The sequence below is a fragment of the Nitrospira sp. genome (genome assembly GCA_016715825.1).
In the GTDB taxonomy this organism is placed as follows: Bacteria; Nitrospirota; Nitrospiria; order Nitrospirales; family Nitrospiraceae; genus Nitrospira_D.
In genome coordinates this window covers 1-23,003 of record JADJXO010000013.1, presented here as the reverse complement: position 1 = coordinate 23,003, position 23,003 = coordinate 1, and the positions used below count along the sequence as shown (strand labels likewise).

Below are 23,003 nucleotides of genomic sequence, written 5' to 3'. Positions count from 1 at the left end.
GTGCCGAGGAGTAATAAATGATCAATGCATAGGCTGTACGGGATATCGCGAGGCTTTAACTCTAGGATTACATTCTCCGGCTATGGGTGCTAGCGAATCAAGGATATCTTGAGCTAAAGGAGCCATCATGAAGGTTCTCATCACAGGGAATATGGGGTATGTCGGGCCGGTGGTGTTGCGCCACCTGCGGCATTCACATCGGGCTGCAGAGTTAGTCGGATACGACGCAGGGTTTTTTGCGCATTGCCTGACGGGTGCCTCGCACTTCCCTGAGAGCCGAGCCGATGTGCAATTTTTCGGGGATATCCGATCCGTGCCTGATGAAGTTCTGCGTGGCGTCGATGCGGTGGTCCACCTCTGTGCGATCTCCAATGATCCCATGGGGGCAAGCTTCGAGGATGTCACGATCGATATCAATTACAAGGCCAGCATCGAGTTGGCTCGAAAGGCTAAGCGGGCAGGGGCTTCCAAATTCGTGTTTGCATCTAGCTGTAGCGTATACGGATTTGCCGAGGGCGGGGCACGACGTGAAGAGGACATGCTGAATCCGCTCACCGCGTATGCGAAATCGAAGGTGAAAACCGAGCAAGACCTTGCCGAACTTGCCTCAGAGACCTTCACGACCACTTGTCTTCGGTTCTCCACGGCGTGCGGGATGAGTGACCGGTTGCGATTGGACCTTGTCCTGAACGATTTCGTGGCGAGCGCCATCGTGTCGAAACGTATCAATATCTTGAGCGATGGGACACCGTGGCGTCCGTTGATTCACGTCAAGGACATGGCTCGCGCGATTGATTGGGCCGTACAGCGCGACCATCGGGATGGAGGGGCCTATCTGACGATCAATGTGGGAAGTGATGGGTGGAACTATCAGGTCAGGGATCTGGCCCAGGCAGTGGCCAAAGTTGTTCCGGATGTCGCGGTGTCGATCAATAAAGATGCGCAGCCAGATAAACGGTCCTATCGGGTGAGTTTTGACAAGTTCTCGAAGCTGGCCCAAGGTTTTCTGCCTGAGGTAGATCTTGAGTCCGCCGTGCAGGATCTTCGCACTGGGCTCACGGCCATGAAATTTAATGATCCCGAATTTCGGACAGGTGAATATATACGGCTTGTCACCTTGAAAAGGTTGCGGGAAAGCGGGCAACTGACAAATAGTCTTGTATGGGAAGACCGGACGGGTTTGTAAAAGGGGCGCCGGTGGTCATATTGGAACGAAATCGGGACGTTGGAGATTAATGATGAGAAAAGACGGCATGTACATGGGACGGTCGCGCTGTCGGTCATGTGGTTCAACGCTTGAACAAACCTTCGTTGATCTCGGCATGTCTCCGTTGGCAAACTCCTATATCAAGTCTGAGCAACGCAATCGCATGGAACCGTTCTATCCTCTGCACGTGTACGTCTGTGGACAGTGCCTTCTGGTGCAACTGGAAGAGTTCTCGACCCCACACGATATTTTTTCAGACTATGCATACTTCTCCTCTTTTTCGGACTCATGGCTGGCTCATGCGAAGCTGTATGTCGACATGATCGTCGAACGCTTCTCGTTGGGGCGAGACTCCAGAGTAGTTGAGATCGCCAGCAACGATGGATATCTGTTGCAGAACTTTGTGGCTCGGGGTATTCCGGCTCTTGGAGTCGAGCCCGCGGCGAACGTGGCCGAAGTGGCGAAAACCAATGGAATTACTACCAAAGTGGCGTTCTTTGGGGAGAAAGCAGCGCGTGATATCGTTGCAGAAGGATGGGCAGCGGATCTGATCATCGGGAACAATGTGTTGGCTCATGTCCCTGATCTCAATGATTTTGTCGGAGGCCTCAAGCTTTTGTTGAAGACTCGTGGATTGATCACGATGGAATTTCCGCATCTGCTTCAGTTGATGGAACAGAATCAATTCGACACGATTTATCACGAGCATTTCTCCTATTTTTCGTTCCTGGCGGTTGAGCAGGTTTTCGCTCGACATGGGATGAAACTATTTGACGTGGAGGAGTTGTCAACACATGGTGGGTCACTACGTATCTATGCGGCGCATCAGGACGATGCCTCGAAGCCAATCGGACAGCGTGCGAAGGAGTTGAAATCCCGAGAAGAGGCGTTAGGGTTCGGACGTTTCGACCATTATCTCTCGTTTGGTCCTCAGGTTGAGGCAACGAAACGAAAACTTCTGTCATTCTTGATCTCTGCGAAGCAGGAGGGAAAGCAGGTTGTCGGTTACGGGGCGCCGGCGAAAGGGAACACGCTGCTGAACTACTGTGGTGTGCGGACGGATCTTATCAATTGCACCGTCGATCGCAGCCCGCACAAGCAAGGACACTTTCTCCCTGGTGTGCGCATTCCAATCTATGGTCCCGAACGGATTCGAGAAGCACAGCCGGATTATTTACTGATTTTACCGTGGAATATCCGGGAGGAGATTATGGAGCAAATGAGCCATATTCGCGAGTGGGGCGGAAAGTTCGTCGTCCCGATACCCGAAGTCAAAGTGTACACATGATATTCGCCGAAACCTCGCTGAAGGGGGCCTTTCTCATCGACCTGGAGCCGATACGAGACGAGCGCGGATTGTTTGCGAGGACATGGTGCCAGGAGGAGTTTGAAGCTAACGGACTTGAGGGAACCTGGGTGCAATCGAGCATTTCTGTGAACAGGCGAAGAGGCACGTTCCGGGGGATGCATTACCAAGCGTTCCCGAGCGAAGAAATCAAATTGGTCCGGTGTACGATGGGTGCGATTTACGATGTGATCGTGGACTTACGACCGCACTCACCGACGTATCGTCAGCATGTGGGCGTTACCCTGTCGGCGGACAATCATAGGACAATCTATATCCCAAAACAGTTTGCCCATGGGTTTCTCACGCTCGCAGACAATAGCGAAGTGTCATACCATATGTCGGAGTTTCATAATCCTGCTAGTGCTCGAGGATTTCGATGGGATGATCCCGCGTTCCAGATCGTCTGGCCTGAACCCATTCTGGTCATGTCGGAGAAGGATCGAGCATGGCCAGCATTTACCGTAGATGTTCCATCCAGATATGACTTTCACTAACTTCTGAGACTGTTTTAGAACGGAGAGAATTGGAGCGAACGATGCATGATCTGATGGCTGCGCTCTACCCGATATGTCGAAGCATCACGGGTGAAGGGGTCAGAGAAACTCTTCGCTTGATCCAAAAGTGCATCCCGCTTGAAATGCGAGAGGTTTCCAGTGGAACGAATGTGTTTGATTGGACGGTTCCCTTGGAGTGGAACGTATCGGATGCCTACGTCCTGAACAAGGAAGGAAAGAGAGTCATTGACTTTAAAGAACACAATTTACATCTGATGAGCTACAGCACACCGGTGAGAAAAAAGATGTCCCTGACGGAGCTGAAGCCTCATTTATTCACGCTGCCCGACCATCCAGAGTGGATTCCATATCGAACATCCTACTACAAAGAGAACTGGGGATTTTGCCTTCGACACGCAGATTTGGAACGATTGCCTGATGGCGAGTATGAGGTCGTCATCGATTCGTATCTTCAGCCTGGCTCGCTCACATATGGCGAGGTGTATTTACAAGGTGAGCTTCCTGATGAGATTCTCATCTCATGTCATGTATGCCATCCCTCGCTATGTAACGACAATTTGTCCGGTATCACAGTGGCAGTGAAGCTTGCGGAAACGATGGCTGCTTGCCAAAGACGATATTCATATCGCTTTCTCTTTATTCCAGGGACAATTGGGTCGATTACGTGGCTGGCGCAGAATGAAGAGCGAATATCTCGTGTTAAGCACGGATTAGTCCTGACAGGAGTGGGCGATGGCGGACATATCACGTATAAGAAGAGCCGTCGAGGTGATGCGGAGATCGATCGGGCGATGGCACATGTGTTAAAGCATTCTGAAAGGCCATCTACCATCATAGATTTTTTCCCGTATGGGTATGACGAGCGCCAGTATTGTTCTCCGGCTTTTAACCTACCCATCGGGTGTTTCATGCGGACTCCGCATGGCGAATATCCGGAATACCACTCGTCTGCGGACAACCTGGATTTTGTGAAGGCTGAATCGTTGATTGAGTCGTATGACCGATGCCTAGAAACGCTCCAATTGTTGGAGGAGAATCGGATGTACGTCAATCAGAACCCGAAGTGCGAACCGCAGCTTGGGCGTCGGGGTTTGTATCGGGCCGTGGCAGGGCACCAGGAGAAACAGTCCAGGGAGTTGGCCATGCTATGGACACTAAATGGGTCGGATGGAAGTGCGACCTTGCTCGATATTGCCGAGCGTGCGGACATTCCATTCCGTCATCTTCATGCGGCCGCGATTGAATTGGAGCGGGTGGGACTTTTGCGCGAGTGTGCCGTTACTCGAAGCGTAGACACCTAGCGAGAGGTTGGCGTTTTGACCTATCGGCGCCTCTCAAGCGTGTCCCGTGTTTTACATTGGGGTGCGGTTTGCTGATGCTCTTGGAGAGAAAAACTAGAGGAGGAAAACGTGGCACAATTGCAGAGGCCCACATTCGCATTCATGAATAGGAGGCTCGTTCCCTGGAACGAAGCGACGCTGCACATCGGATGTGAAGCGTCGATACGTGGGCTAAACGTGTTTGAAGGACTTAAGGGGTACTGGCAGACGGATGGACAATTCAAAATCGTCATGGTGCGGCAGCACTATGAGCGACTGAAGCGCTCTGCTCGCCTACTTCATATTCCGTTTGAGCTCAGTTTCGAGGAGTATCTTGGAGCGATCGATCAATTGGTCGGAGCATTAGCCGCTCCAGAAAAAGATATGTGGGCCCGTACGACGCTTTTTGTGACAGACGGACATTGGGGAGAAAATACCGTATCGGATCTTGTCGTCACGGCCTATCACCAGGAGAAAAAGCTGCCGTCGGCGATACGACTTGGGATGAGTACCTGGAGGCGTAGCAGCGATGTCGCTTTACCTGCCCGCATCAAGACGGGTAGCAATTACCAGGTTTCCCGTCTGGCAAGAATCGAAGGAAGGCCGTTAGGCTATGAGGATATGGTATTGTTGAACCAATCCGGTCGCGTGGCTGAGGCGACTGGTTCGTGCTTGCTGATGGTGCGGGACGAGACCGTTTTTACCCCACCGGCTACAGAGGGAGCACTCGAAAGCATTACGCTCGATATCGTGGAATTGTTGGCTCAATCAATGCACATCAAGTTCGTCCGACGACCCATCGATCGAACAGAATTGTTGATTGCAGATGAGATCGGTCTTTGTGGAACACTATGCGAAATTACCGTAGCCTCATCGATTGAGGGACTACCATTATCCGAGAAATCACCGATACTTGGTGCGATTCAACAACGCTATTTTGAAGCAGTTCGGGGAACCAGCCCCCACCCAGAGGTGAACTTGACGATTCTTCCCTCGGTGAAATCAGCGAGGTAGCGGTGGGGACGGGGCAAGGGGGAAAAGATCGCCCGCAGATCGCTCGACAAGAAGCCTGAAATAGATCCCATGTTGATTCAAAATAGAAAGTTGAGTAGTGTGGTAAATGAGTAGCGTGGGTGCCACGACTAGAGAAGGAGTCAACACTATGAAATGCACCCTGTGCACAATCGGTCTTGTAATGTCCCTGGGGATCAATTGGAGCTATGGGGTGTGTGAAACGCGTCTCCCTCTAGTGCCAGGTAAACCGACTGATGATCTGAGTGCAATTCCTATGGTGGCGGCAAATCAAGGGGAAAAAGTGGCGGCACAGGTGAGTAAGGAGCCAGCGGGGACCGTACCATTGGTCGAGAAGCTGTCAAACGCGGTCAGCAACGAATACATTATCGGGGCCGAGGACGTGTTGGATATTACTGTGTGGAGGAATCCGGATCTCTCAAAACAGCTGCAAGTCCGTCCTGATGGAAGGATCTCCATGCCGATCATTCGAGACATCGTGGCGGTGGGGAAAACGCCTACGCAGCTGGCTGATGAAATGACCGTCAAGTTAAAAGAATATGTTCAAAACCCCGTCGTCGCGATCAGCTTGAATCAAGTCAACAGCTCAAATATCTTTTTGCTCGGCGAGGTTGCGAATCCGGGGAAGTATCCACTGAAGAGCAAAACGACGCTCTTGCAAGGCATCACCATCGCGGGAGGCTTTAAGGAGACGGCCGCACGAAATCAAATCGTCATTTTTCGATTTATTGAAACAGCTCCAGGTATGAAACGGTTTACGGCAAGTTATGACGATATCGTGCTCCGGAGCGGGATCGGTGACAATTTTGAGCTCAAGCCTGGGGATACGCTTGTTGTGCCAAGCGAGTCGATGGTGGTCTTCCCTGGTCGGTAGGGGATACCGGAAAGGAGTGCAGTGAAAAACAGGGTACTCTCTGCGAGAATGCTTACCTTGTCGATGAAAAAGACAGTGACCCTTGGGCTGGTACTAGGCATCGCCATTGTTCAAGCGGGGTGCATGGGGCCGGTGACGTCGAGAGAGTACAAGGCGTCCGACGTTCCGACTGAATTTCTTCTCGGCTCTGAAGACCAAATAGAGATCAATGTGTGGAAGAACCCGGATCTCTCCCGCGTCACCTTGATACGACCGGACGGGTACGTATCAATGCCTATTATTGGAGATGTTCAGGCGGCAGGGCTCACAGCTGAAGCGTTGGCTGCGCAGATCACCGAGCGACTCAAAGGCTATATCCAGAATCCCTCGGTATCTGTGAATGTCAAGGAGCTCAACAGCTATGCGGTGTTTGTCTTGGGGGAAGTCGCGAAACCTGGTAAATATCAGCTCAAGTCTTACGTGACGGTGCTCCAGGCTATTTCCATGGCCGGAGGATTTACAAACTATGCGAGTAAGAATAGATTGCAGGTTGTGCGAGTGATCGAAAGCCCGGGCCACAAGCGTCAAGAGATCCACATTCCTCTGCGGTATGATGACCTCGTCCGCGGTCGCGGTGAACCAGGGAACATTGTCTTGACCTCCGGAGATACGCTCGTCGTACCGTGATGAACGAGTCATGGCTGCGCAGAGCGTTTGATATACCGGTGGATCTAGTTTCTCAAATATTCAGGCAGGCGGCGGGTTGGTTCGATCGGTGTGGGGCCGATTGTCTTCCGTGTGCTTGCCTTATTGGGAAGGGATTGGGTGACTCTAGTGTGGACCTGTAGGTGCGCTGATTTTAAAAGATTGTGTTGGGTCACCTTTCTGGCCGGACTTATTTTCGGAGCCGTGCAACCAGCGGCGGTCGATGCGGAAACAAAGATTGTCCCCTTGGCGACCCTCACAGGACGATACGATTCCAATATCTGGAATAGGCCGGCCGCCCTGCTAGGTCCGGGTTTACAGCTCTATGATTTTCTGACGATCGTAGGTGGAGGGGCACAGGTGCTACACGAGAGTCGCGATTTTGATGCGTCTCTCACGGCGATAGGAACGTTCAATGCTTATGTGGAGAATACAACTCGCAATTTTTTCGCGACGAACATCAGCGGTTCCATCAATCTGGATCGATGGGTTGATCAGTATGTCAGAGGAGCAAGTTTGCGCGTCATCGAATCATTACGATATAGCCCCGACCCTCCTGCAGTTCTTGGTGGGGTAAGGGCTGCGTTGCAAGAGGACGACATTTTCTTTCGAGGCGTCAACTCATTTCGGTCCAACCAATTCATCAATACGACGGGGATCGAGGGGAAGTATCCTGTGTCTCGAGATCTCATTCTTGAAGGAGGCTATACGTTCGGAATCAGGCATTTCGGTAGAATTCAGGGAGGGCAGGACGTCCTAGAGAGCAATTTGTTCAATACGATCACGCACACGTGGTTCGGAGGACCTCGATATCAACTGACGAGAAACGACAGCATCGCAGCCATATATCGGCAGACCTTCTTTACACAGACTCGTTCTGCTGGTGGCGGCAGGACGGTTAGTACGAATCTGATATCGTTGGAAGGGGATTATACCAAGCAATTGCAGGAGTGGGGTTTCACTGTTCGGGGAGGCCTCACGTTTGCCGAACCAGTCGGACGGACATTTCCCTCGGGTTCTTTTGAGGCTCGCACGAAAGTCGAACGAGACACTGTCCTCGCTCTCACTCTTTCACGGGCAGGTAGGCCCATCGGGTTTTTGCAAGGGGGGGCAATGATCAGTAACCTTGCACGGGTGGGAATCAGCCACAGGGTCTATGAGCGACTTAGCGTCAAAGGGAGTGTCGGATATGCCTTAAACGAACTGTTCCCCAACACGGATAGTTCGTTTAGTTTTCTTACTGCCTCGTCAGGTCTCAGCTATAAGGTGACGAGAACCATTATCGCCCAGATCTTGTATCAATTCAGGAACATCGATGTAGATCGGCCGGAACTGCAATACCAACTCTCGCGTCATCAAGTAGGGCTGACGCTCTCGATCGCATTGGACTCACTAGAAATAGAAGCATGGGACTAGATGACAGGGAGTAGACCGTGAGTTCACAGGCTCAAGCAGAAGCGACCATCGCCCCATCCAGACGGAAACTCATTATTGAGAAACGGAGCAGCCGGTTCGATATGAACTGGTCTGAGCTCTGGGAATATCGCGAGTTGGGGTACGTTCTGATCTGGCGAGACATCACAGTCCGCTATAAACAGACTGCGATCGGCATCGCGTGGGTGGTGCTGCAACCGTTGATTGCGATGCTCATCTTTACTGCGGTCTTTGGGAAAATGGCAAAAGTGCCCTCTGACGGCATATGGTATCCGGTGTTTTCGCTCACCGCCCTACTCCCTTGGATGTATTTTTCTCAAGCCGTGAGCCGCGCGGGAAAAGCGTGGTTGCAAATGGTAGGATAGTCGGCAAGATTTATTTCCCAAGGTTATGGCTTCCCCTCGCCACGGTCGTATCGCCGTTGGTCGACTTTGCATTGTCCTTGACACTGTTGTTCGGCTTGCTGTTCTATGCCGGAATTCCGCTTACCTGGAAGGTGATCACGCTACCAGCCTTCATTCTTCTGGCGATGTTCACGGCCATGGGGTTATGTTTTTTTACGTCCGCTCTGCATGTGAAGTATCGAGACGTCGGCCACGCCATTCCCTTCGTAATACAGATTTGGATGTATTTGACACCGATTGTGTACCCGGTCAGTCTCGTACCGGACCAGTGGAAATGGCTGTATGGTCTCAATCCGATGGTAGGGGTCGTTGAAGGCTTTCGCTGGGCTCTGTTGGGACGAACCTCTCCGGATCCAGTGGTGATGATGGAGAGCATTGTCGTATTATTTGCGGTGATCGCTGCGGGTCTAGTGTATTTCAGAAAAATGGAACGTCAATTTGCGGACATAATCTAGGCGAGTACGATGGTCCTCGAGACCCCGTCGGACCGTTTTCTAATGCGGTTCGTATCTTTTAATCTCAACCTGACCGTTTAACATCAGTGTAAAGTAAACGTTATGAGCGATATCGCAATTCGTGTCGAGGGACTCTCAAAACAGTACAGAATCGGTGCTAGGCGAAAGCATCACAATACCTTGCGTGATCACCTGATGGCGGGCTTGAAATCGTTGTGGAGCCGGAACGGGCATATATCGCAGATGAGGAATGGTGGATCAGGGGAACCTTCTAAGCCGGAGGTAGAATCAAACCTCTTTTGGGCCCTGCAGGACGTTTCGTTCGATGTGAAACGTGGTGAAACGGTTGGAATCGTAGGCCGTAATGGTGCGGGGAAGAGCACGTTACTCAAACTGCTGTCTCGTATTACGGAACCGACTAGCGGTCGGATAGAGCTGGATGGGCGCGTGGCGGCACTTCTTGAGGTCGGGACAGGTTTTCACAACGAACTCACCGGACGTGAGAATATTTATCTGAATGGGACCATTCTGGGGATGAAACGGGCCGAGATCACTCGCAAGTTGGATGAAATCGTCGCCTTTGCCGAAGTGGAGCAGTTTCTCGACACGCCGGTGAAGCGGTACTCGAGCGGCATGACCTTGCGATTGGCGTTTGCGGTGGCAGCTCATTTGAACCCGGAAATACTAATTGTCGATGAGGTGTTGGCGGTCGGAGATGCTGCCTTCCAGAGGAAGTGCCTAGGAAAAATGGAAGGCGTAGCCAAGGAAGGGCGCACGATTTTCTTCGTGAGTCACAATATGCCGGCCGTCACGCGGCTGTGCCAGCGAGCGATCTTGTTGGAGGATGGGAAGCTATGTCAAGACGGGAATTCCCACGAGGTGGTGAATGCCTATTTGCACTCAGAGCTCGGGACCATATCCTCTCGTGAATGGACGGACCCGCTCAAGGCCCCTGGAGGCGAAGTGGCTAGATTACGGGCCGTGCGAGTTTGTACCAGCGATGGTCGGTCTGAGGAGGCGTTTGATATCCGAAGGCCGGTTGGGCTCGAGATGGAGTATGAAGTGCTCAAGCCTGGCTATAAGTTCCTGCCTGCCATGGAGTTATGGAATGATGAGGGAGTGTGCCTTATTGACTCGATTGAATATGATCCAAGGTGGCGTGGGCAAGTCAGGCCGCAGGGTCGTTACAAAAGCACGGCCTGGATCCCGGGAAATTATCTGGCAGAAGGGACCATGTTCGTGAGTGCCTACCTTGAGACTGTTGAACCGAAGATTAAACAGTTCTACGAAAAACAAGTCGTTGCGTTTACTGTCGTCGATAGTGGTGAAGGGGACTCGGCGCGCGTCGACTTTGCGGGAAAACTCAGAGGCGTCGTCAGGCCACGCTTGGACTGGAGTACTGTGTTGAATTCTGAGAGCGACCAGCCCAAACTGGCCACTGCTCAACCATAGATAATAGGGTGGCTTGAGAGTGTCTGAACCGCTGTGCTTCCAGCAGATCCATTGCCCTGTGTATCTCTTTCATCGTTCATAGAAGGGTGAAGATATGAAGCCGGAGTTGCAACCTCTCGTGAGCGTGCTTACGCCTGTTTATAATTGTGAAGAGTTTCTCGCCGAGTGCATAGAAAGCGTATTGGCACAAACCTATCAAAATTGGGAATACTGCATTGTCAATAACTGTAGCACCGACCGGACCCTTGAAATCGCCGAATCCTATGCCAAGCGAGACAAACGGATCCGGATCCACAACAACCAGGAATTCGTCGGTTGCGATGCGAACGGCAATATCGCCATGCGCCAAATTTCCGTGAGCAGCAAGTATTGTAAAGTCGTGTATGCAGATGATTGGATTTTTCCTGAATGTATCATGAAAATGGTTGAATTGGCCGAAGCCCATCCGACAGTTGCCGTCGTCGGCGCATACGGATTGGCTGGGAACAGCGTGAAGTGGGATGGTATACCGTATAGGGAGAGCGTGATACCAGGTCGGGACATCTGCAGACAAACGCTGTTAGGTAACCTGTATGTGTTTGGAACTCCGACGGCGATCTTATTTCGGTCCGATCTTGTTCGGGCTTCGGAGTCATTTTACGACGAGTCCAATCCTCACTGTGATTCCGAGGTATGTCTGAAGATCCTGAGTAAGTGGGATTTTGGCTTTGTTCACCAAGTCTTAACCTACATCAGAAAACGAGAGGGATCAGAAGTAACGGTTTCGAAGCGGTATAACACCTTTGCGCCGAATCGTATCGATCGACTGATGAAGTTCGGGCCTGCTGTGTTGAGTCCAGCAGAACTGGAGGCCTGTCTAAAACGTTATTTGGCTATGTACTATCAATACCTGGCCGTCTCGGTGTTCGCGTGCAGAGAAAAGGAGTTCTGGGCATTTCACCGGCAAAAAATGAAAAGCATAGGGTACCCGCTGAGCATATCAAGATTGACCATGGCGGTGTGTTCTAAGGCCATGGATTACCTGTTCAATCCCAAGAAAACGGTCGATCATCTAGTAAAAAAGATTCACAGTCCAAACCTGCGATTTCGTCTTTGAGCGCAGGCATTAGAGCATGTCTCCGATGGCTAGGGAAATTTCCGAGGTTTGAATGCGTCCGAAGCGGAACAGTATGGGTACTCTATACCTTCTCATCTTTCAGGATACACACCGATATATCTGACGCGGAACCTACATAAATTCCCTCACCTGTGAGAACCCAATGTGAGCGATAGGCATCATTTCGATGCAGGGAGACAGGTTTAGTGAGAGGATTCCTGAATGTCGCCTATGAATTCAATTTCAGGAATAGATAAGACCAGGGGGTGGTTCACCTCGTAGTCTTTTGTCTGCACCGGACTCATCTGAAATAGCAAGGGGCATCGAGCTTGTACCTAAGCTCGAAGTAGTTATAAATGGCTGAAGTTATTTACCAGGCTATTGAGCATGCAGGAGAGCGAACAGGGCGATCTTCCCCGCTCTTTCCAGACGTCGGTGTGGTCGCGTTTGTACCGGAAGCATGGGGCGGGCCCTGGCTGTCACGGCACCAGGTGCTGACTCGCCTCTCGGAGTATTTTCATGTTGTCTGGGCGGAACCTGCCCTTGGCTGGAGAGAGATCGGAGTTGGTGGAAAAAGATCGATAGACCCCTTCCATCGTCCGAAAGACTTGCCGCAGGGTTTTGCTGTGCATCAGCCGGAAAGATGGCTGCCTCAAATCGGCCGACCTGCCTGGCTGGCCTCCTGGACCGCGGTAGAACGGGGTCGTCGTGCTGCGACCGTACTTCGTCTTCGGGGTTGCAGGACCATTGTCTTCTATCTTTGGCGTCCACACTTCGACGCTGTCTTGAATAGCGATGCATATGACCTGAGCTGTTATCATATCGTTGACGAGTATTCATTTTCACCGTCGGAGCTGCCGTTGACTGATCAAGAAATCAGGCTGATCAAGCGGGTGGATCAAGTGTTTATTCATTCTCCGGCGTTGCTGGAGCGCAAAGGGCACTTTAATCCCAATACACTCCTTGTTCCCAATGGTGTGAACTATCAGGCATTTGCGACGCAACAGGAGGAGCCGGCTGACTTACGAGCGATTCCCCATCCCAGAGTCGGCTATGTTGGGGTCATCAAGGCCCAGCTGGATTTGAAGCTTCTGCTGGGATTGGCCACGCGCCATGTTGAATGGTCCTTTGTCTTCGTTGGGCCAAGAAATAGTCTAAAAGCGGAAGCGCCGCTGGTGGATGAACTGTCGAAATTGCCGAACGTGCATTTTCTTGGGCACAAACCAACGGAAATTGTCTGTGCCTACCCTCAACACATGGACGTCTGCTTGCTCCCATACAAAATGAACGATTATACGAAATACATCTATCCGCTCAAACTGCATGAATATCTGGCCGGAGGAAAGCCCGTGGTAGGAAGAGCGATTCGATCGCTGCTGGACTTTTCGCACGTCATCAAGCTGGCAGATACAGCGGAGGAGTGGTCGCAAGCACTGGCTGCTTGTCTGGCACCAGACGCCATCTCGATCGATCAGATCGAAAAGCGACGTAGCATCGCGAAACAGGTCGATTGGGGGATCTTAGTCCATAAAATAGCCGGTTCGATCTGTCATAGACTTGGCTCTCCCTACGAAGAACAATTCGCCGCGCTCAAAATGGGAACACGCTAGATGTATGGCAATGGCGATGTTCTAATGCATGGATGGGGTGGTTTAAGGTAGGAGGTATTCGGAATGGACCATTCTGTCAGCCCAACCGGAGTCACCGTTCTCCGAGACAAGTTACGAGGCACCTGGGTGCACTATGTGTTGGACAAGGTACGAAGCGTCAAGCGAAGATTGATGCGTCGCTCCGAAGGTGAGGCCTTTCTTCTGGGAAAATACGCTCGTTTGCACGGGAAACCTTTGGATAGGTCGAATCCGCGAAGATTTACCGAAAAGCTGTTGGGAAGAATGATAGCCATAAACCGAGGACAACATCCTGATTTTACAACCCTGGCGGATAAGTATTCGGTGAGAGCCTATGTAGCAAACAAGGTAGGGGAGCAGTATTTGATCAAGCTCTTGTGGCACGGAGAAGACCCGAACGAGATCCCGTTTGATTCACTGCCGACAGAGTATGTGATCAAGTCCAATCACGCCTGCCACCAGGTTATTGTGGTCAACGGAGCGGTTGTTCGAACTGAGATAAGGGACCGAGTGGCAAAATGGTTGAAAACAAATTTCTACTGGGCGAATCGAGAATATCAATATTATCACATCAAACCGAGGGTGCTGATCGAGGAATTCCTAACAAATCAAGACGGTGAATGTCCTCTGGACTATCGATTCTGGTGTTTTGGCGGGCGTCCCGAGGTGATTCAAGTGGGCAATCATGCACGTGACAACATCAACTCCTTCTTTGACACGGAATGGAATTTGCTCGATCTGTATTACCGAGAGGACGCACTGCGACCGCACATGCCAAAGCCCAAGAATTTTGATGACATGAAGTCCGTCGCATCACGACTGTCGGCACCGTTCGATTTTGTGCGCGTGGATTTATACAACATTGATGGAGAAATATACTTTGGAGAACTCACCTTCACGCCCGCAGCCGGAGGGATAAAGTTGCAGCCGGACAGCTGGGACCTCAAGCTCGGGGAAAAGTGGCGGTGAGCAACGTTATGGGAAGAAAGAACTGCACAACTTCGGCTGACAAACTCGACGGCGATATTGTTACTACCGGGCGACGCCCGAAGCTGCTCTTTCTTGCGTTTCCGTTTCCACCGGCCAAGACACCAGGAAGTGTCAGAGCCTGGAATATTGTAATTCATCTTACCAGACTTGGCTGGGATGTGACAGTGGTAGTTCCTGATCCAGTCTTATTGCGAAATGTGGAAGATCCTGAGAAAGTGATTGAGTTGGAACATGAGGGTATCAAGCGGATCATGACAGGCCACCGATGGCGGTGTCTCGCACCAAATTATCTAAAGTGTTGGGATCGGAACCTTGGTAGGTTAGCAGGAGGGCTCTGCCGAGTCATTTCAAGGAACTTAGGGATTGACAAACATATTGGCTGGATAAGGCCTGCGGAACGAGCCTGCTCGGATTTGACTGCTGATGACGTGGACCTCATTTTTGCAACTGGTCAGCCATTTTCGGCGTTTAGTTTAGCTAAGCGTCTTTCTGAACGGCTCAGCAGACCCTATGTGCTTGATTATCGCGATCCTTGGACTGGAAATCCTCATGCCGATCGTGAGCACCAATTGGGTGCTGCCCGAAGGGAGGCAAGTCTTCTTGAGGACTGCGCAGCGGTCACGATCGTCTCGCCCTCTTGGGGGGATGCGTTGAATCAACGGTTTGGTATTGGCTTAAAACTGCATGTCGTGACGAATGGGTACGACGTCGATGAGATGGCCGCAGTTAGGTCGCACGATTTTGGGCATTGCGCCTTCGTCTATACGGGTATCTTCTACCCTCCCAAACGCACTATTTCACCATTCTTCGCGGCATTGAAGATCTTCAGAGAATCCCCTCGTGGAAATGCAAAAGAGTGGTATTTTCACTACTATGGCGCGAACGATCAACATGTTCGCGAACAGGCAGATCGGTTTGGTTTGTCGGATCGTATTGTTCTTCACGGAAGAGTTACGAGAGAACAAGCGCTATCGGCTGTCAAAGGAGCGAACCTTGCGATAGTGATTACATCAGTGGCTGAAGAGGAAACACTTGAGGACAAAGGAATTGTGACGGGGAAGATATTTGAAGCTATCGGGTTGGCAACGCCTGTTCTTCTTATTGCTTCTATGGGAAGTGATGCCATCACGATTACTGCCTCCACCGGATTGGTGAAGAGTTTTAGGGGGAGCGAACTTCAAAAGATGGCCCCGTTCCTTGATGATGTGGTTCAAGGACAGGTTCCTAAACCAATGCATATTGAGGGTTGTTCATGGGCGGTCATTTCAAGAAAACTCGACAGCCTGCTCCGAGAATGCATGACATTTACCTCTGTCACGCAGCACTGTGATCGGTCGACGGATAGTGGTACATGAGTTGTCTGTTGTCTTATGATTGAGCGATCCGTGGGATGGGACCAAAGAATGCCAGTAAGTGAGGTGCCTTTTGGGGGTCAGCACACCTCGCCCAGACTCCCTACGAGTTGGGTAGAACAGGCATTGATTTTTGTCACGGTAGTCCTCATACCACTGCAGAATAATATTCCTCCAGTGGCAGGGATGAGTGCTAGCTTTCTTCTCTTTGGTGCGCTTGCCGCTTATACCGTTGTGAGTCGCCCTCGTGTCTTGGGTCAAATATGGCTTCATCCCAGTTTTTTTGCGGCTTATGTGTTCATCGGCGTCAGCGCTTTTCTGGAGTTTTCGAGCCCACTATCTAACTATGGCGGTATAACACGATTCGCACAGATGATTGGAGGGGCAGTTTGTCTGGCGGTATTATGCAGAGATCGGCTAGCGTTGACAGTTGGTCTGTACGGATATATTGCGGCTGCCTTGTGGGTATCTTTGTACCTCTTCTTGACCTCGTACGGAGCGATACAGCAAATGGGGGGAACAGCAAACTTCCAGGAGGCCACAAACGTCCGCGAATCAGCATTTGCCGATAGTGGCTTGGAAACCAATATTAACTCATTAGCCTTCACCTGCACTCAAGGAGCAGTTGTGGCTTTTGCCATGGCTGTAGTTGGCAGTTCAAGGCGTTTCTTACTGCTGGGAATAGCTATCTTTTGCCTCATTGCGGCGTTCTTGCCGATGTCAAGAGGGGCTGCAGTGATTAGCCTCGTGTCATTTGCGTCGATTCTTCATGCTTGCGGGACGAAACACGGAACGGCCATAGTATTCGTTGCCATTCTCAGCTTGGGTATTTATGCAATCGTTCCTGATGCGGTTTGGTCGCGTATGGCGTTCTCAACTGATCAGTCGGAAGACGGGAAAATGGAGGGTCGTGCGCGGATTTATACTCGAGCACTCAACCGGCTACCAGAATATGTTGTGAGTGGAGTTGGTGCGGGGAATTACCATAACAAGTGGGGATTTGAGAAGGGGTTTAGTAAAGAACATAATGGTGTTGCGGTTGTATATGGCGCACACAACTCACTGTTTCAGATCACGATCTACTGGGGAATCCTTGGACTCTTGATGTTTCTGTTAATCGTTTGGAATGTCTATCGTTCAATTCCATTACAGTGTGCACGTGATGAGCTTGCACTCGCGCTGGTTGGGATTCTGGTCTCACTTAGTCTATGGTTGCTGACAACGCATGGTTTTTATGAGAAATCGTTTGCGTGTGGCCTTGGCCTATTCGTTGGTGCTCGGAAATGGATATGGCCGACTGGTGTTGTGTCGGCCGTTGAGGGTAGTCGTACATCATCGCCTCGTTGAGTATAGCTCAAGCTATTCATAGAGGTGCATTGAATGGACTCATTCGGCATGACTCGTTCTAACAAAACGATAGATACTTTCTTTACTGGAGTTTATTGTATGCAGATCCAGAAGCGGAGAGTTACTGTGAATCAGACTTTGCTGAACTAGCTCTAGTGTGTGCACATCTGCAATTGAGGATGGGTTAATCTTCAATAAGAATGTATCCTGTAATTGCTAGAGCCAGGAAAGCAAGCGGTTCGATGGTTATTCACTCATCGGCAGACCAAATTAATCCCCAGTTACAGATGCCGACTCCCTGTCGATTGCTGTATGTCGTCGGGCAACTTAGCCTTGGCGGGTTGGAGCGACAGCTCTATTATCTTCTCTCAAATCTGGATCATGTCCGATATTGTCCTGCCGTCGTTGTCTGGAACCTCAATCGCAACGACAAGTACTATAAAGACATCCAAACACTGAAAATCCCCCTGTACGGATTTCCTCCCGAGTGGTCTTCTCTGTCTAAATTGAAAGCCCTTAGAGTGTTGACGGGGCAACTAAAGCCGGAAGTTATTCATGCGTACGATTTCTATACCAACTTTGCTGCAGCCTATGCGGCATGGGCGACCAAAACACTGGCGATAGGCTCTCGACGCAGCGAATATACTCCACACAGGCACAGACGTGGAGGTGTCAAACGGCTTCTAAATGCAAAGTGGCCCGCCTATCATATAATTAACAGTACCCCATCGGCTGATGCGGTAAATCGGGCCTTGAGTCTCTTTACGTCCAGGCACATCGTCATCGTCCGCAACGCGCTCGACCTTAACTTGTTCAAGTGTGTGAGTGAAGTTACTGAGAAGAGAGGTTATGTGGGAGCAATCGGATCGTTGACACGGGTCAAGCGTTGGGACCGTCTACTTAGAGTGGCTCGAGACCTGAAAAGTGTCTTGGGTGAGAATATACGTTTTCAGATTGCTGGCGATGGCCCGTTGCGTCCTGCTCTCGCCAAACTCGCAGATGAGCTTGAGGTTTCTCGGATCGTTGAGTTTCGAGGGGCAGTTCATGATATAGCGGCCTTCTTGAGTGGGGCTAAGTTTCTGATTCATACTTCAGAAAGTGAAGGGTGCCCCAATGTTGTGATGGAGGCGATGGCCTGCGGGCTTCCTGTCGTTGCGATGCGAACGGGTGAGATCCCATATCTTGTGGAAGATGGCAAAACTGGATTTGTGGTAGCTCAGGACGATGAGGCGATGTTTGCAGAGCGTGTATCTCTCCTACTTGGTGATAATGAACTATGCTTGAGTATGGGGGCATTTGCTCGAGCACACGCGATACGAGAGTTCACGCTAGAGAGGCTTGTCTCAGAAACACTGGCCGCCTACAGGGCTGCAGGCTGGAAAGATGGGATGGTTGGGGACCGGTCTAAGATACCCGGTGCGATTGCAACTAGTAACTCATCGCCAAGAAATTTTTCTAGACAATGAGTTCTGTGGGTGGGGCATGTTCGTGGTGTCAAAGGATATCATTCAAAGAATTCATGCGGAGTAAGCCTTAATCGGATTAAGCTAACGTTTGAGCGGGTAGCTTAGATATGTAGGAACCAGATATGCCGGACCTCAAGAGTGATAAGGAATCTCTCCATGTGCTGATGGTGACTAACTACGTAGAGGCAAAGAAGCGCTCGCCTTGGTTTGGCATCTTTGTTGATCGCCAGGTTGCTTCTTTGAAACAAGCGGGGGTCCGAATAAGTACATTTGATATAGGTGCCAGTCACTCTCCTATTGATGTTCTCTCTAAATGGTTTGAGCTACGTCGAGAAGTCCGCAGAGTCGCACCTGATCTCGTTCATGGTCAATATGGATCGGTTGTAGGTATCGTAGCTGCGTCGGCAGGAAAGCCAACCGTCGTTTCTTATTGCGGGAGTGACTTGCTGAGAGGTTCGGCGGTTTCCTTGCGAAAACTCTTTAGTATCCTGCTCTCAAACATCGCCGCGCTTCGCGCGGATGGTTTGATCTGTAAGAGTGAACAGCTCCGTCAGGCTTTGTGGTGGCGAAAAAACCGAGCAGTTGTCATTCCGAACGGAATCGATTTCAACCTATTTGTGCCTGGGCCACAGAGGGAAGCCCGAGAAAAACTAGGGTGGAACCAGGAGAGTCCTATTGACATAGTCAATGCCGGAGATGATGCAAAACGCAAAGGCATTGATTTAGCTCAGGCATCGATGAGGGTTGTTCGTTCTTATCTCCCAAACGCAGAACTCATTGTGATATCAAATGTGGACCCAGCACGAATGCCTTTGTTCTATCAGGCAGCTGATGTTGCGCTCTGTTGTAGCATAGCAGAAGGCTCACCCAATATGGTGAAGGAAGCTCTTGCCTGCAACCTTCCTGTGGTCTCTACGCCTGTCGGTGATGTTCCAGAACGGCTTACTGGTGTATATCCGTCGTCCATAGTCTCGCGAGATCCAAAGGAGTTCGGAAAAGCCATAGTGAATATTTTACGAACTAGGCAGAGGAGCAATGGGCGTGAGAAGGTTATTCATCTTAGCTTAGAGGAAGCAGCGCATCGAATTCTGACCATGTATAGGTCGGTTCTGCGCGAGGGGTCCGGCAATTCTGGCAGTATAGTAGCCTCGGTGAAGCCAAGTTCTTGGTTGTTCTGAGAGATTTTCGATGCCAATCAATCTTGAGTCGTTGGTTCAGTCTGCTCTAAGACCACTGCTGGGCTATCGCTATTATCATAATCATGCGATAGAGGCGAGGAGGGTGTTGAAGAGCATAGAGAAAGCTAAGGGGCCTTTGCCTCGGCAAATAGTGAAGAATTGCGATGACTATTCAGTAGATGTCTTCGGGCACCGTCACTTTGCAGCGTGGCTGTACGTTTATTCGGCCATTGCCGGTTGCTTTAAAGAGGGGTGGATACCAGATGACTTCTATGGCTCTGTTGTAGTTCCTAGGCTTAAAGGTGTGTACGGAAAAGTAGCGGGCCTAAAGTCATTGCACTCCACGATTTTTGCCAACAACAATTTTCCTGATATTCTTTCGTATTCGAATGGTGTGTTCTTCGACACTGAGTATCAGGTACTCCGGCCCGAGTCTGTTAAAGAGAAGTTATTTGCTGGGCAAGAGAGGATTGTATACAAACTCAACAATTCGGAAAAGGGTAAAGGGATTTTCTTTTTCGACCGAGAGTCGTTTGATCTCAGGAGGATTTATCTTCTCGGTAATGGATTGTTTCAGTACGTTATAAATCAGCACAAGGTGTTTGAAGAGTTTGTGAAGGAGTCCGTCGCGACGTTGAGAATGACGACCGTTCTTGAGGATGACGGAACAGCGTCGCTTAGGGCTTGTTACTTGAGATTCAGTAGCGGTACCGATACTCACGTTCGGTCTGACAGTAATATAAAGATACCAATAGACATCAAAAGTGGAGCCTTCAATGACGTTGGCTTTACTACAGATTGGCTAGAGATTGAGCATCATCCTGTAAGTGGAGTGAAGTTTCAGGGGAAGTTCATCCCAGCATACGATGCCTGTCGTAGGCTTGTGACCACTCTTCATAAGAGAGTGCCGTACGCACGATGTATAGGGTGGGACGTTATTCTTGATGATCAGGAGAACGTAAAGATTATGGAGTGGAATGCGGAGCACAATGGGATTAAGTTTACCGAAGCTACACAAGGTCCTTGTTTTTCAGACTTGCATTGGGAACGACTTACGAAGACAGAGGGGGTCCCGTACCTTCGGACAATGTGGTAAGTGGTCGTTTAGTTTTACTTGTTTTGGATGTACCTGATTTCTTTGACACTGTCGAAGGTGAGCTCGATTTGAAAATGTAGATGTCTTGAACCTAAGGAAGGTCTGATTTATTCCTCTTTCGCGATGTGCTAAGGGTAGCGCAGGACTGAACAGGAGATGCGCCCATGCACCAACAGACCTTTGCGAAAGTCCCCTTCGAGCAGTATCGCAAGCTCCCTGCCGTGAGCAGTTTCTCAATGAGATGAATTGTGTGGTTCCGTGGGGGGAATTGGTCGCGGTGATCGAGCCGGTCTATCCCAAAGCCGGGGGGCCGGGGCGTCCGCCGGTAGGTGTCGAACGCATGCTGCGCCTCCATTGTCTGCAACAGTGGTTTCCTCCGCCCCACGATTTCCTTGGACACTCCATTGGGGCATACTGCCCCCTGATGAACGGAGGTGTCCATGGCGAAGACGAAAACGGAGCGAGGCCGGTTTTCCTCGCGCAAGAAGATGGAGGTCGTGCTCCGCGTACTGCGTGGTGACGATCTGGATCTGGTCTCCCGTGGCGCGGGGATCACGGCTGCGAAACTGTCGGAGTGGCGAGACCAGTTCATCGCGAGTGGCCAAGCGGCCTTGAAGAGTCGGGCTGCCGATGGCCGCGACGACGAACTCGCGCGGCTGAAGGCCTTAGTCGGAGATCTGACGATGCGGCTGGAACTGTCGCGGGAAGCGGTTCAACGGTTGCGAGGTGGCGCCCCTTTAGCTACCGGGAGGTCGACGCGATGAGCCATACCCCGTCGCCTTCCACGCAGCGTCCGTATGGTGTGGTCCGGGTCTGTCAGGAATGGGGCCTGAGCCGATCCTCGTTTTATTCGCAGTCGGGCCGTCGTGGGTCACCGCCTCGTGAACCGGCGAAACGGGGCATGTCAAGTTTTCCGTGTAACTGATTGTGGTTAATCACTGGTAGGCACACGGTTTTCTACGATCATGCAAATTGATTGAGTGCCCGTTTCCACTCCAGAATTGGGGCGGTCCATTGCTTGGCAATGCGCTGCAGGCCCAGATAAAGGACTGTGAGGATCGCGTCATCCGTGGGAAGCGCCCCACGCTTTTTGAACGTGTTCCGTCACGAATCATCCAGGATTCAATGGCATTCGTGGTAAACAGGACTTTGCGAATGGCTGGAGGATAGTCAAAAAAGACCGTGAGCCGCGCCCAGTCTCGCCGCCAACTCGTGCTGATCGTAGGATAGTGCGCATCCCACGTCAGGGCAACGCGCTCCAAGGCCGCTTCGGCTTCCGTGACCGTCGGCGCTCCATAAATGGCTCGCAGATCCCGGGCCACGGCACGCCGCTGGCGCCACACCACATACCGCAAGGATTGTCGGACTGTATGCACAATGCAGAGCTGCACCTGGGTGCGTGGAAAGATTGTCTCCAACGTCTCGGGCAACCCCGTTAACCCATCGACGCAGGCCACGAAGCAATCGGTGACACCTCGGTGTTGGAGATCCGTAAAGACCGCCAACCAGAATGTGGCGCCTTCGGTCTCACTGACCCAGAGACCTAAGAGTTCTTTTTCCCCCGCTAAGGTGACGCCCAACGCCACATAGACCGCTTTGGTTTTGACGGCTCCGTCATGCCGCGATTTCACAAAGAGACAATCGAAATAGAGCATCGGATAGACCGTTTCCAGGGGACGACAGAAGTGGCCCCATTCGTTTGAACAGTAGCCAGAGTTTTTTAAGTGGAGTCTCTGCTGACTCTCACGCTGCCAGTCTACCCGTCGGCAGCATCACGGCATAGGCCTCATCCGGTGTTTGCCGGTCCAGGCTCGAATGGGGTCTCGCTCGATTGTACCAATCCAAGTATTGCATGATCGACTGCCTGGCTTCCGTGACGGAGTCGTAGGCATGTAAATACACCCGCTCGTATTTCACTGATTTCCACAGGCGTTCGACGAATACATTGTCTCGCCAGGCTCCGCGCCCGTCCATGCTGAAGTGACAGCCCCGATCCTTGACCGCCTGCACGAATGTCTGTGCCGTAAACTGGCTACCTTGATCAGTATTCACAATTTCTGGTGTGCCATGGCGCGTGAACGCCTCGTGCAGCACCTCGACCGCATGACAGGTCTCCAACGTGATCG

Annotated in this window: 22 protein-coding genes; 20 read left to right on the top strand and 2 right to left on the bottom strand. The window is 51.1% G+C overall.

Going from position 1 to position 23,003, the window contains the following annotated elements:
* Positions 1-127: 127 nt before the first annotated feature.
* From IPM58_17025 to IPM58_16930, 20 genes are all read left to right on the top strand, one after another.
* The gene (locus tag IPM58_17025; GenBank protein MBK9308740.1) at positions 128-1,186 is read left to right on the top strand and encodes an SDR family oxidoreductase; all 1,059 of its coding nucleotides are present in this window, start codon (positions 128-130) and stop codon (positions 1,184-1,186) included.
* 73 nt (positions 1,187-1,259) lie between these two features.
* Positions 1,260-2,495 (top strand): class I SAM-dependent methyltransferase, encoded by a 1,236-nt coding sequence (locus tag IPM58_17020; GenBank protein ID MBK9308739.1) that lies wholly within the window; start codon positions 1,260-1,262, stop codon positions 2,493-2,495.
* Entirely contained in the window at positions 2,492-3,049 is a 558-nt protein-coding gene (gene rfbC / locus IPM58_17015) for a dTDP-4-dehydrorhamnose 3,5-epimerase (protein ID MBK9308738.1), read from the top strand. Before IPM58_17020 ends, rfbC begins: the two co-directional genes overlap by 4 nt.
* 41 nt (positions 3,050-3,090) lie before the next feature.
* Positions 3,091-4,371 carry a DUF4910 domain-containing protein gene (locus tag IPM58_17010; GenBank protein ID MBK9308737.1) on the top strand — a complete coding sequence of 427 codons (1,281 nt, stop codon included), beginning with the start codon at positions 3,091-3,093 and terminating at the stop codon, positions 4,369-4,371.
* Positions 4,372-4,479: 108 nt separating this feature from the next.
* Entirely contained in the window at positions 4,480-5,403 is a 924-nt protein-coding gene (locus IPM58_17005) for an aminotransferase class IV (protein ID MBK9308736.1), read from the top strand.
* Between the two features lie 148 nt (positions 5,404-5,551).
* Positions 5,552-6,295, top strand: a complete 744-nt coding sequence (locus IPM58_17000) for a polysaccharide biosynthesis/export family protein (protein MBK9308735.1) — start codon at positions 5,552-5,554, stop codon at positions 6,293-6,295.
* Positions 6,296-6,358: 63 nt separating this feature from the next.
* The gene (locus IPM58_16995; GenBank protein ID MBK9308734.1) at positions 6,359-6,961 is read left to right on the top strand and encodes a polysaccharide biosynthesis/export family protein; all 603 of its coding nucleotides are present in this window, start codon (positions 6,359-6,361) and stop codon (positions 6,959-6,961) included.
* 222 nt (positions 6,962-7,183) lie between these two features.
* A complete protein-coding gene (locus IPM58_16990) occupies positions 7,184-8,395 on the top strand; it encodes an outer membrane beta-barrel protein (protein MBK9308733.1) in 1,212 nt (403 codons plus the stop codon).
* Between the two features lie 17 nt (positions 8,396-8,412).
* On the top strand, positions 8,413-8,778 hold the full coding sequence (locus IPM58_16985) for an ABC transporter permease (protein ID MBK9308732.1): 366 nt from the start codon (positions 8,413-8,415) through the stop codon (positions 8,776-8,778).
* On the top strand, positions 8,757-9,272 hold the full coding sequence (locus tag IPM58_16980) for an ABC transporter permease (GenBank protein ID MBK9308731.1): 516 nt from the start codon (positions 8,757-8,759) through the stop codon (positions 9,270-9,272). Before IPM58_16985 ends, IPM58_16980 begins: the two co-directional genes overlap by 22 nt.
* A gap of 102 nt (positions 9,273-9,374) precedes the next feature.
* Positions 9,375-10,724, top strand: a complete 1,350-nt coding sequence (locus IPM58_16975) for an ATP-binding cassette domain-containing protein (GenBank protein MBK9308730.1) — start codon at positions 9,375-9,377, stop codon at positions 10,722-10,724.
* Between the two features lie 94 nt (positions 10,725-10,818).
* The gene (locus IPM58_16970) at positions 10,819-11,820 is read left to right on the top strand and encodes a glycosyltransferase family 2 protein (protein MBK9308729.1); all 1,002 of its coding nucleotides are present in this window, start codon (positions 10,819-10,821) and stop codon (positions 11,818-11,820) included.
* Positions 11,821-12,176: 356 nt separating this feature from the next.
* Positions 12,177-13,430, top strand: a complete 1,254-nt coding sequence (locus IPM58_16965; protein MBK9308728.1) for a glycosyltransferase — start codon at positions 12,177-12,179, stop codon at positions 13,428-13,430.
* A 63-nt stretch (positions 13,431-13,493) separates the two neighbouring features.
* Positions 13,494-14,417, top strand: a complete 924-nt coding sequence (locus IPM58_16960) for a hypothetical protein (GenBank protein ID MBK9308727.1) — start codon at positions 13,494-13,496, stop codon at positions 14,415-14,417.
* A gap of 8 nt (positions 14,418-14,425) precedes the next feature.
* Entirely contained in the window at positions 14,426-15,793 is a 1,368-nt protein-coding gene (locus IPM58_16955; protein MBK9308726.1) for a glycosyltransferase, read from the top strand.
* 15 nt (positions 15,794-15,808) lie between these two features.
* Positions 15,809-17,137: an O-antigen ligase family protein gene (locus IPM58_16950; protein MBK9308725.1), complete on the top strand. Its 1,329-nt coding sequence runs from the start codon at positions 15,809-15,811 to the stop codon at positions 17,135-17,137.
* 242 nt (positions 17,138-17,379) lie between these two features.
* The gene (locus tag IPM58_16945; protein MBK9308724.1) at positions 17,380-18,603 is read left to right on the top strand and encodes a glycosyltransferase family 4 protein; all 1,224 of its coding nucleotides are present in this window, start codon (positions 17,380-17,382) and stop codon (positions 18,601-18,603) included.
* A 122-nt stretch (positions 18,604-18,725) separates the two neighbouring features.
* The gene (locus IPM58_16940) at positions 18,726-19,781 is read left to right on the top strand and encodes a glycosyltransferase (protein MBK9308723.1); all 1,056 of its coding nucleotides are present in this window, start codon (positions 18,726-18,728) and stop codon (positions 19,779-19,781) included.
* Positions 19,782-19,791: 10 nt separating this feature from the next.
* Positions 19,792-20,877 (top strand): hypothetical protein, encoded by a 1,086-nt coding sequence (locus tag IPM58_16935; GenBank protein ID MBK9308722.1) that lies wholly within the window; start codon positions 19,792-19,794, stop codon positions 20,875-20,877.
* A 440-nt stretch (positions 20,878-21,317) separates the two neighbouring features.
* Positions 21,318-21,641, top strand: coding sequence for a helix-turn-helix domain-containing protein (locus tag IPM58_16930; protein ID MBK9308721.1), 324 nt, complete (start codon positions 21,318-21,320; stop codon positions 21,639-21,641).
* Positions 21,642-21,812: 171 nt separating this feature from the next.
* Here IPM58_16930 and IPM58_16925 read toward each other — a convergent pair whose 3' ends face one another.
* Complete coding sequence (locus tag IPM58_16925) at positions 21,813-22,532, bottom strand: IS256 family transposase (GenBank protein MBK9308720.1); 720 nt, start codon at positions 22,530-22,532, stop codon at positions 21,813-21,815.
* 88 nt (positions 22,533-22,620) lie between these two features.
* On the bottom strand, positions 22,621-23,003 hold a 383-nt coding region (locus tag IPM58_16920; protein ID MBK9308719.1), incomplete at its 5' end, for a transposase family protein.

Bases quoted from the DNA above. Each gene is read 5' to 3' on its own strand.
- IPM58_17025 (MBK9308740.1), top strand. From the start codon at position 128: ATGAAGGTTCTCATCACAGGGAATATGGGGTATGTCGGGCCGGTGGTG.
- IPM58_17020 (MBK9308739.1), top strand. From the start codon at position 1,260: ATGGGACGGTCGCGCTGTCGGTCATGTGGTTCAACGCTTGAACAAACC.
- rfbC (MBK9308738.1), top strand. From the start codon at position 2,492: ATGATATTCGCCGAAACCTCGCTGAAGGGGGCCTTTCTCATCGACCTG.
- IPM58_17010 (MBK9308737.1), top strand. From the start codon at position 3,091: ATGCATGATCTGATGGCTGCGCTCTACCCGATATGTCGAAGCATCACG.
- IPM58_17000 (MBK9308735.1), top strand. From the start codon at position 5,552: ATGAAATGCACCCTGTGCACAATCGGTCTTGTAATGTCCCTGGGGATC.
- IPM58_16995 (MBK9308734.1), top strand. From the start codon at position 6,359: ATGAAAAAGACAGTGACCCTTGGGCTGGTACTAGGCATCGCCATTGTT.
- IPM58_16975 (MBK9308730.1), top strand. From the start codon at position 9,375: ATGAGCGATATCGCAATTCGTGTCGAGGGACTCTCAAAACAGTACAGA.
- IPM58_16970 (MBK9308729.1), top strand. From the start codon at position 10,819: ATGAAGCCGGAGTTGCAACCTCTCGTGAGCGTGCTTACGCCTGTTTAT.
- IPM58_16965 (MBK9308728.1), top strand. From the start codon at position 12,177: ATGGCTGAAGTTATTTACCAGGCTATTGAGCATGCAGGAGAGCGAACA.
- IPM58_16960 (MBK9308727.1), top strand. From the start codon at position 13,494: ATGGACCATTCTGTCAGCCCAACCGGAGTCACCGTTCTCCGAGACAAG.
- IPM58_16955 (MBK9308726.1), top strand. From the start codon at position 14,426: ATGGGAAGAAAGAACTGCACAACTTCGGCTGACAAACTCGACGGCGAT.
- IPM58_16950 (MBK9308725.1), top strand. From the start codon at position 15,809: ATGATTGAGCGATCCGTGGGATGGGACCAAAGAATGCCAGTAAGTGAG.
- IPM58_16945 (MBK9308724.1), top strand. From the start codon at position 17,380: ATGGTTATTCACTCATCGGCAGACCAAATTAATCCCCAGTTACAGATG.
- IPM58_16940 (MBK9308723.1), top strand. From the start codon at position 18,726: ATGCCGGACCTCAAGAGTGATAAGGAATCTCTCCATGTGCTGATGGTG.
- IPM58_16935 (MBK9308722.1), top strand. From the start codon at position 19,792: ATGCCAATCAATCTTGAGTCGTTGGTTCAGTCTGCTCTAAGACCACTG.
- IPM58_16930 (MBK9308721.1), top strand. From the start codon at position 21,318: ATGGCGAAGACGAAAACGGAGCGAGGCCGGTTTTCCTCGCGCAAGAAG.
- IPM58_16925 (MBK9308720.1), bottom strand. From the start codon at position 22,532: ATGCTCTATTTCGATTGTCTCTTTGTGAAATCGCGGCATGACGGAGCC.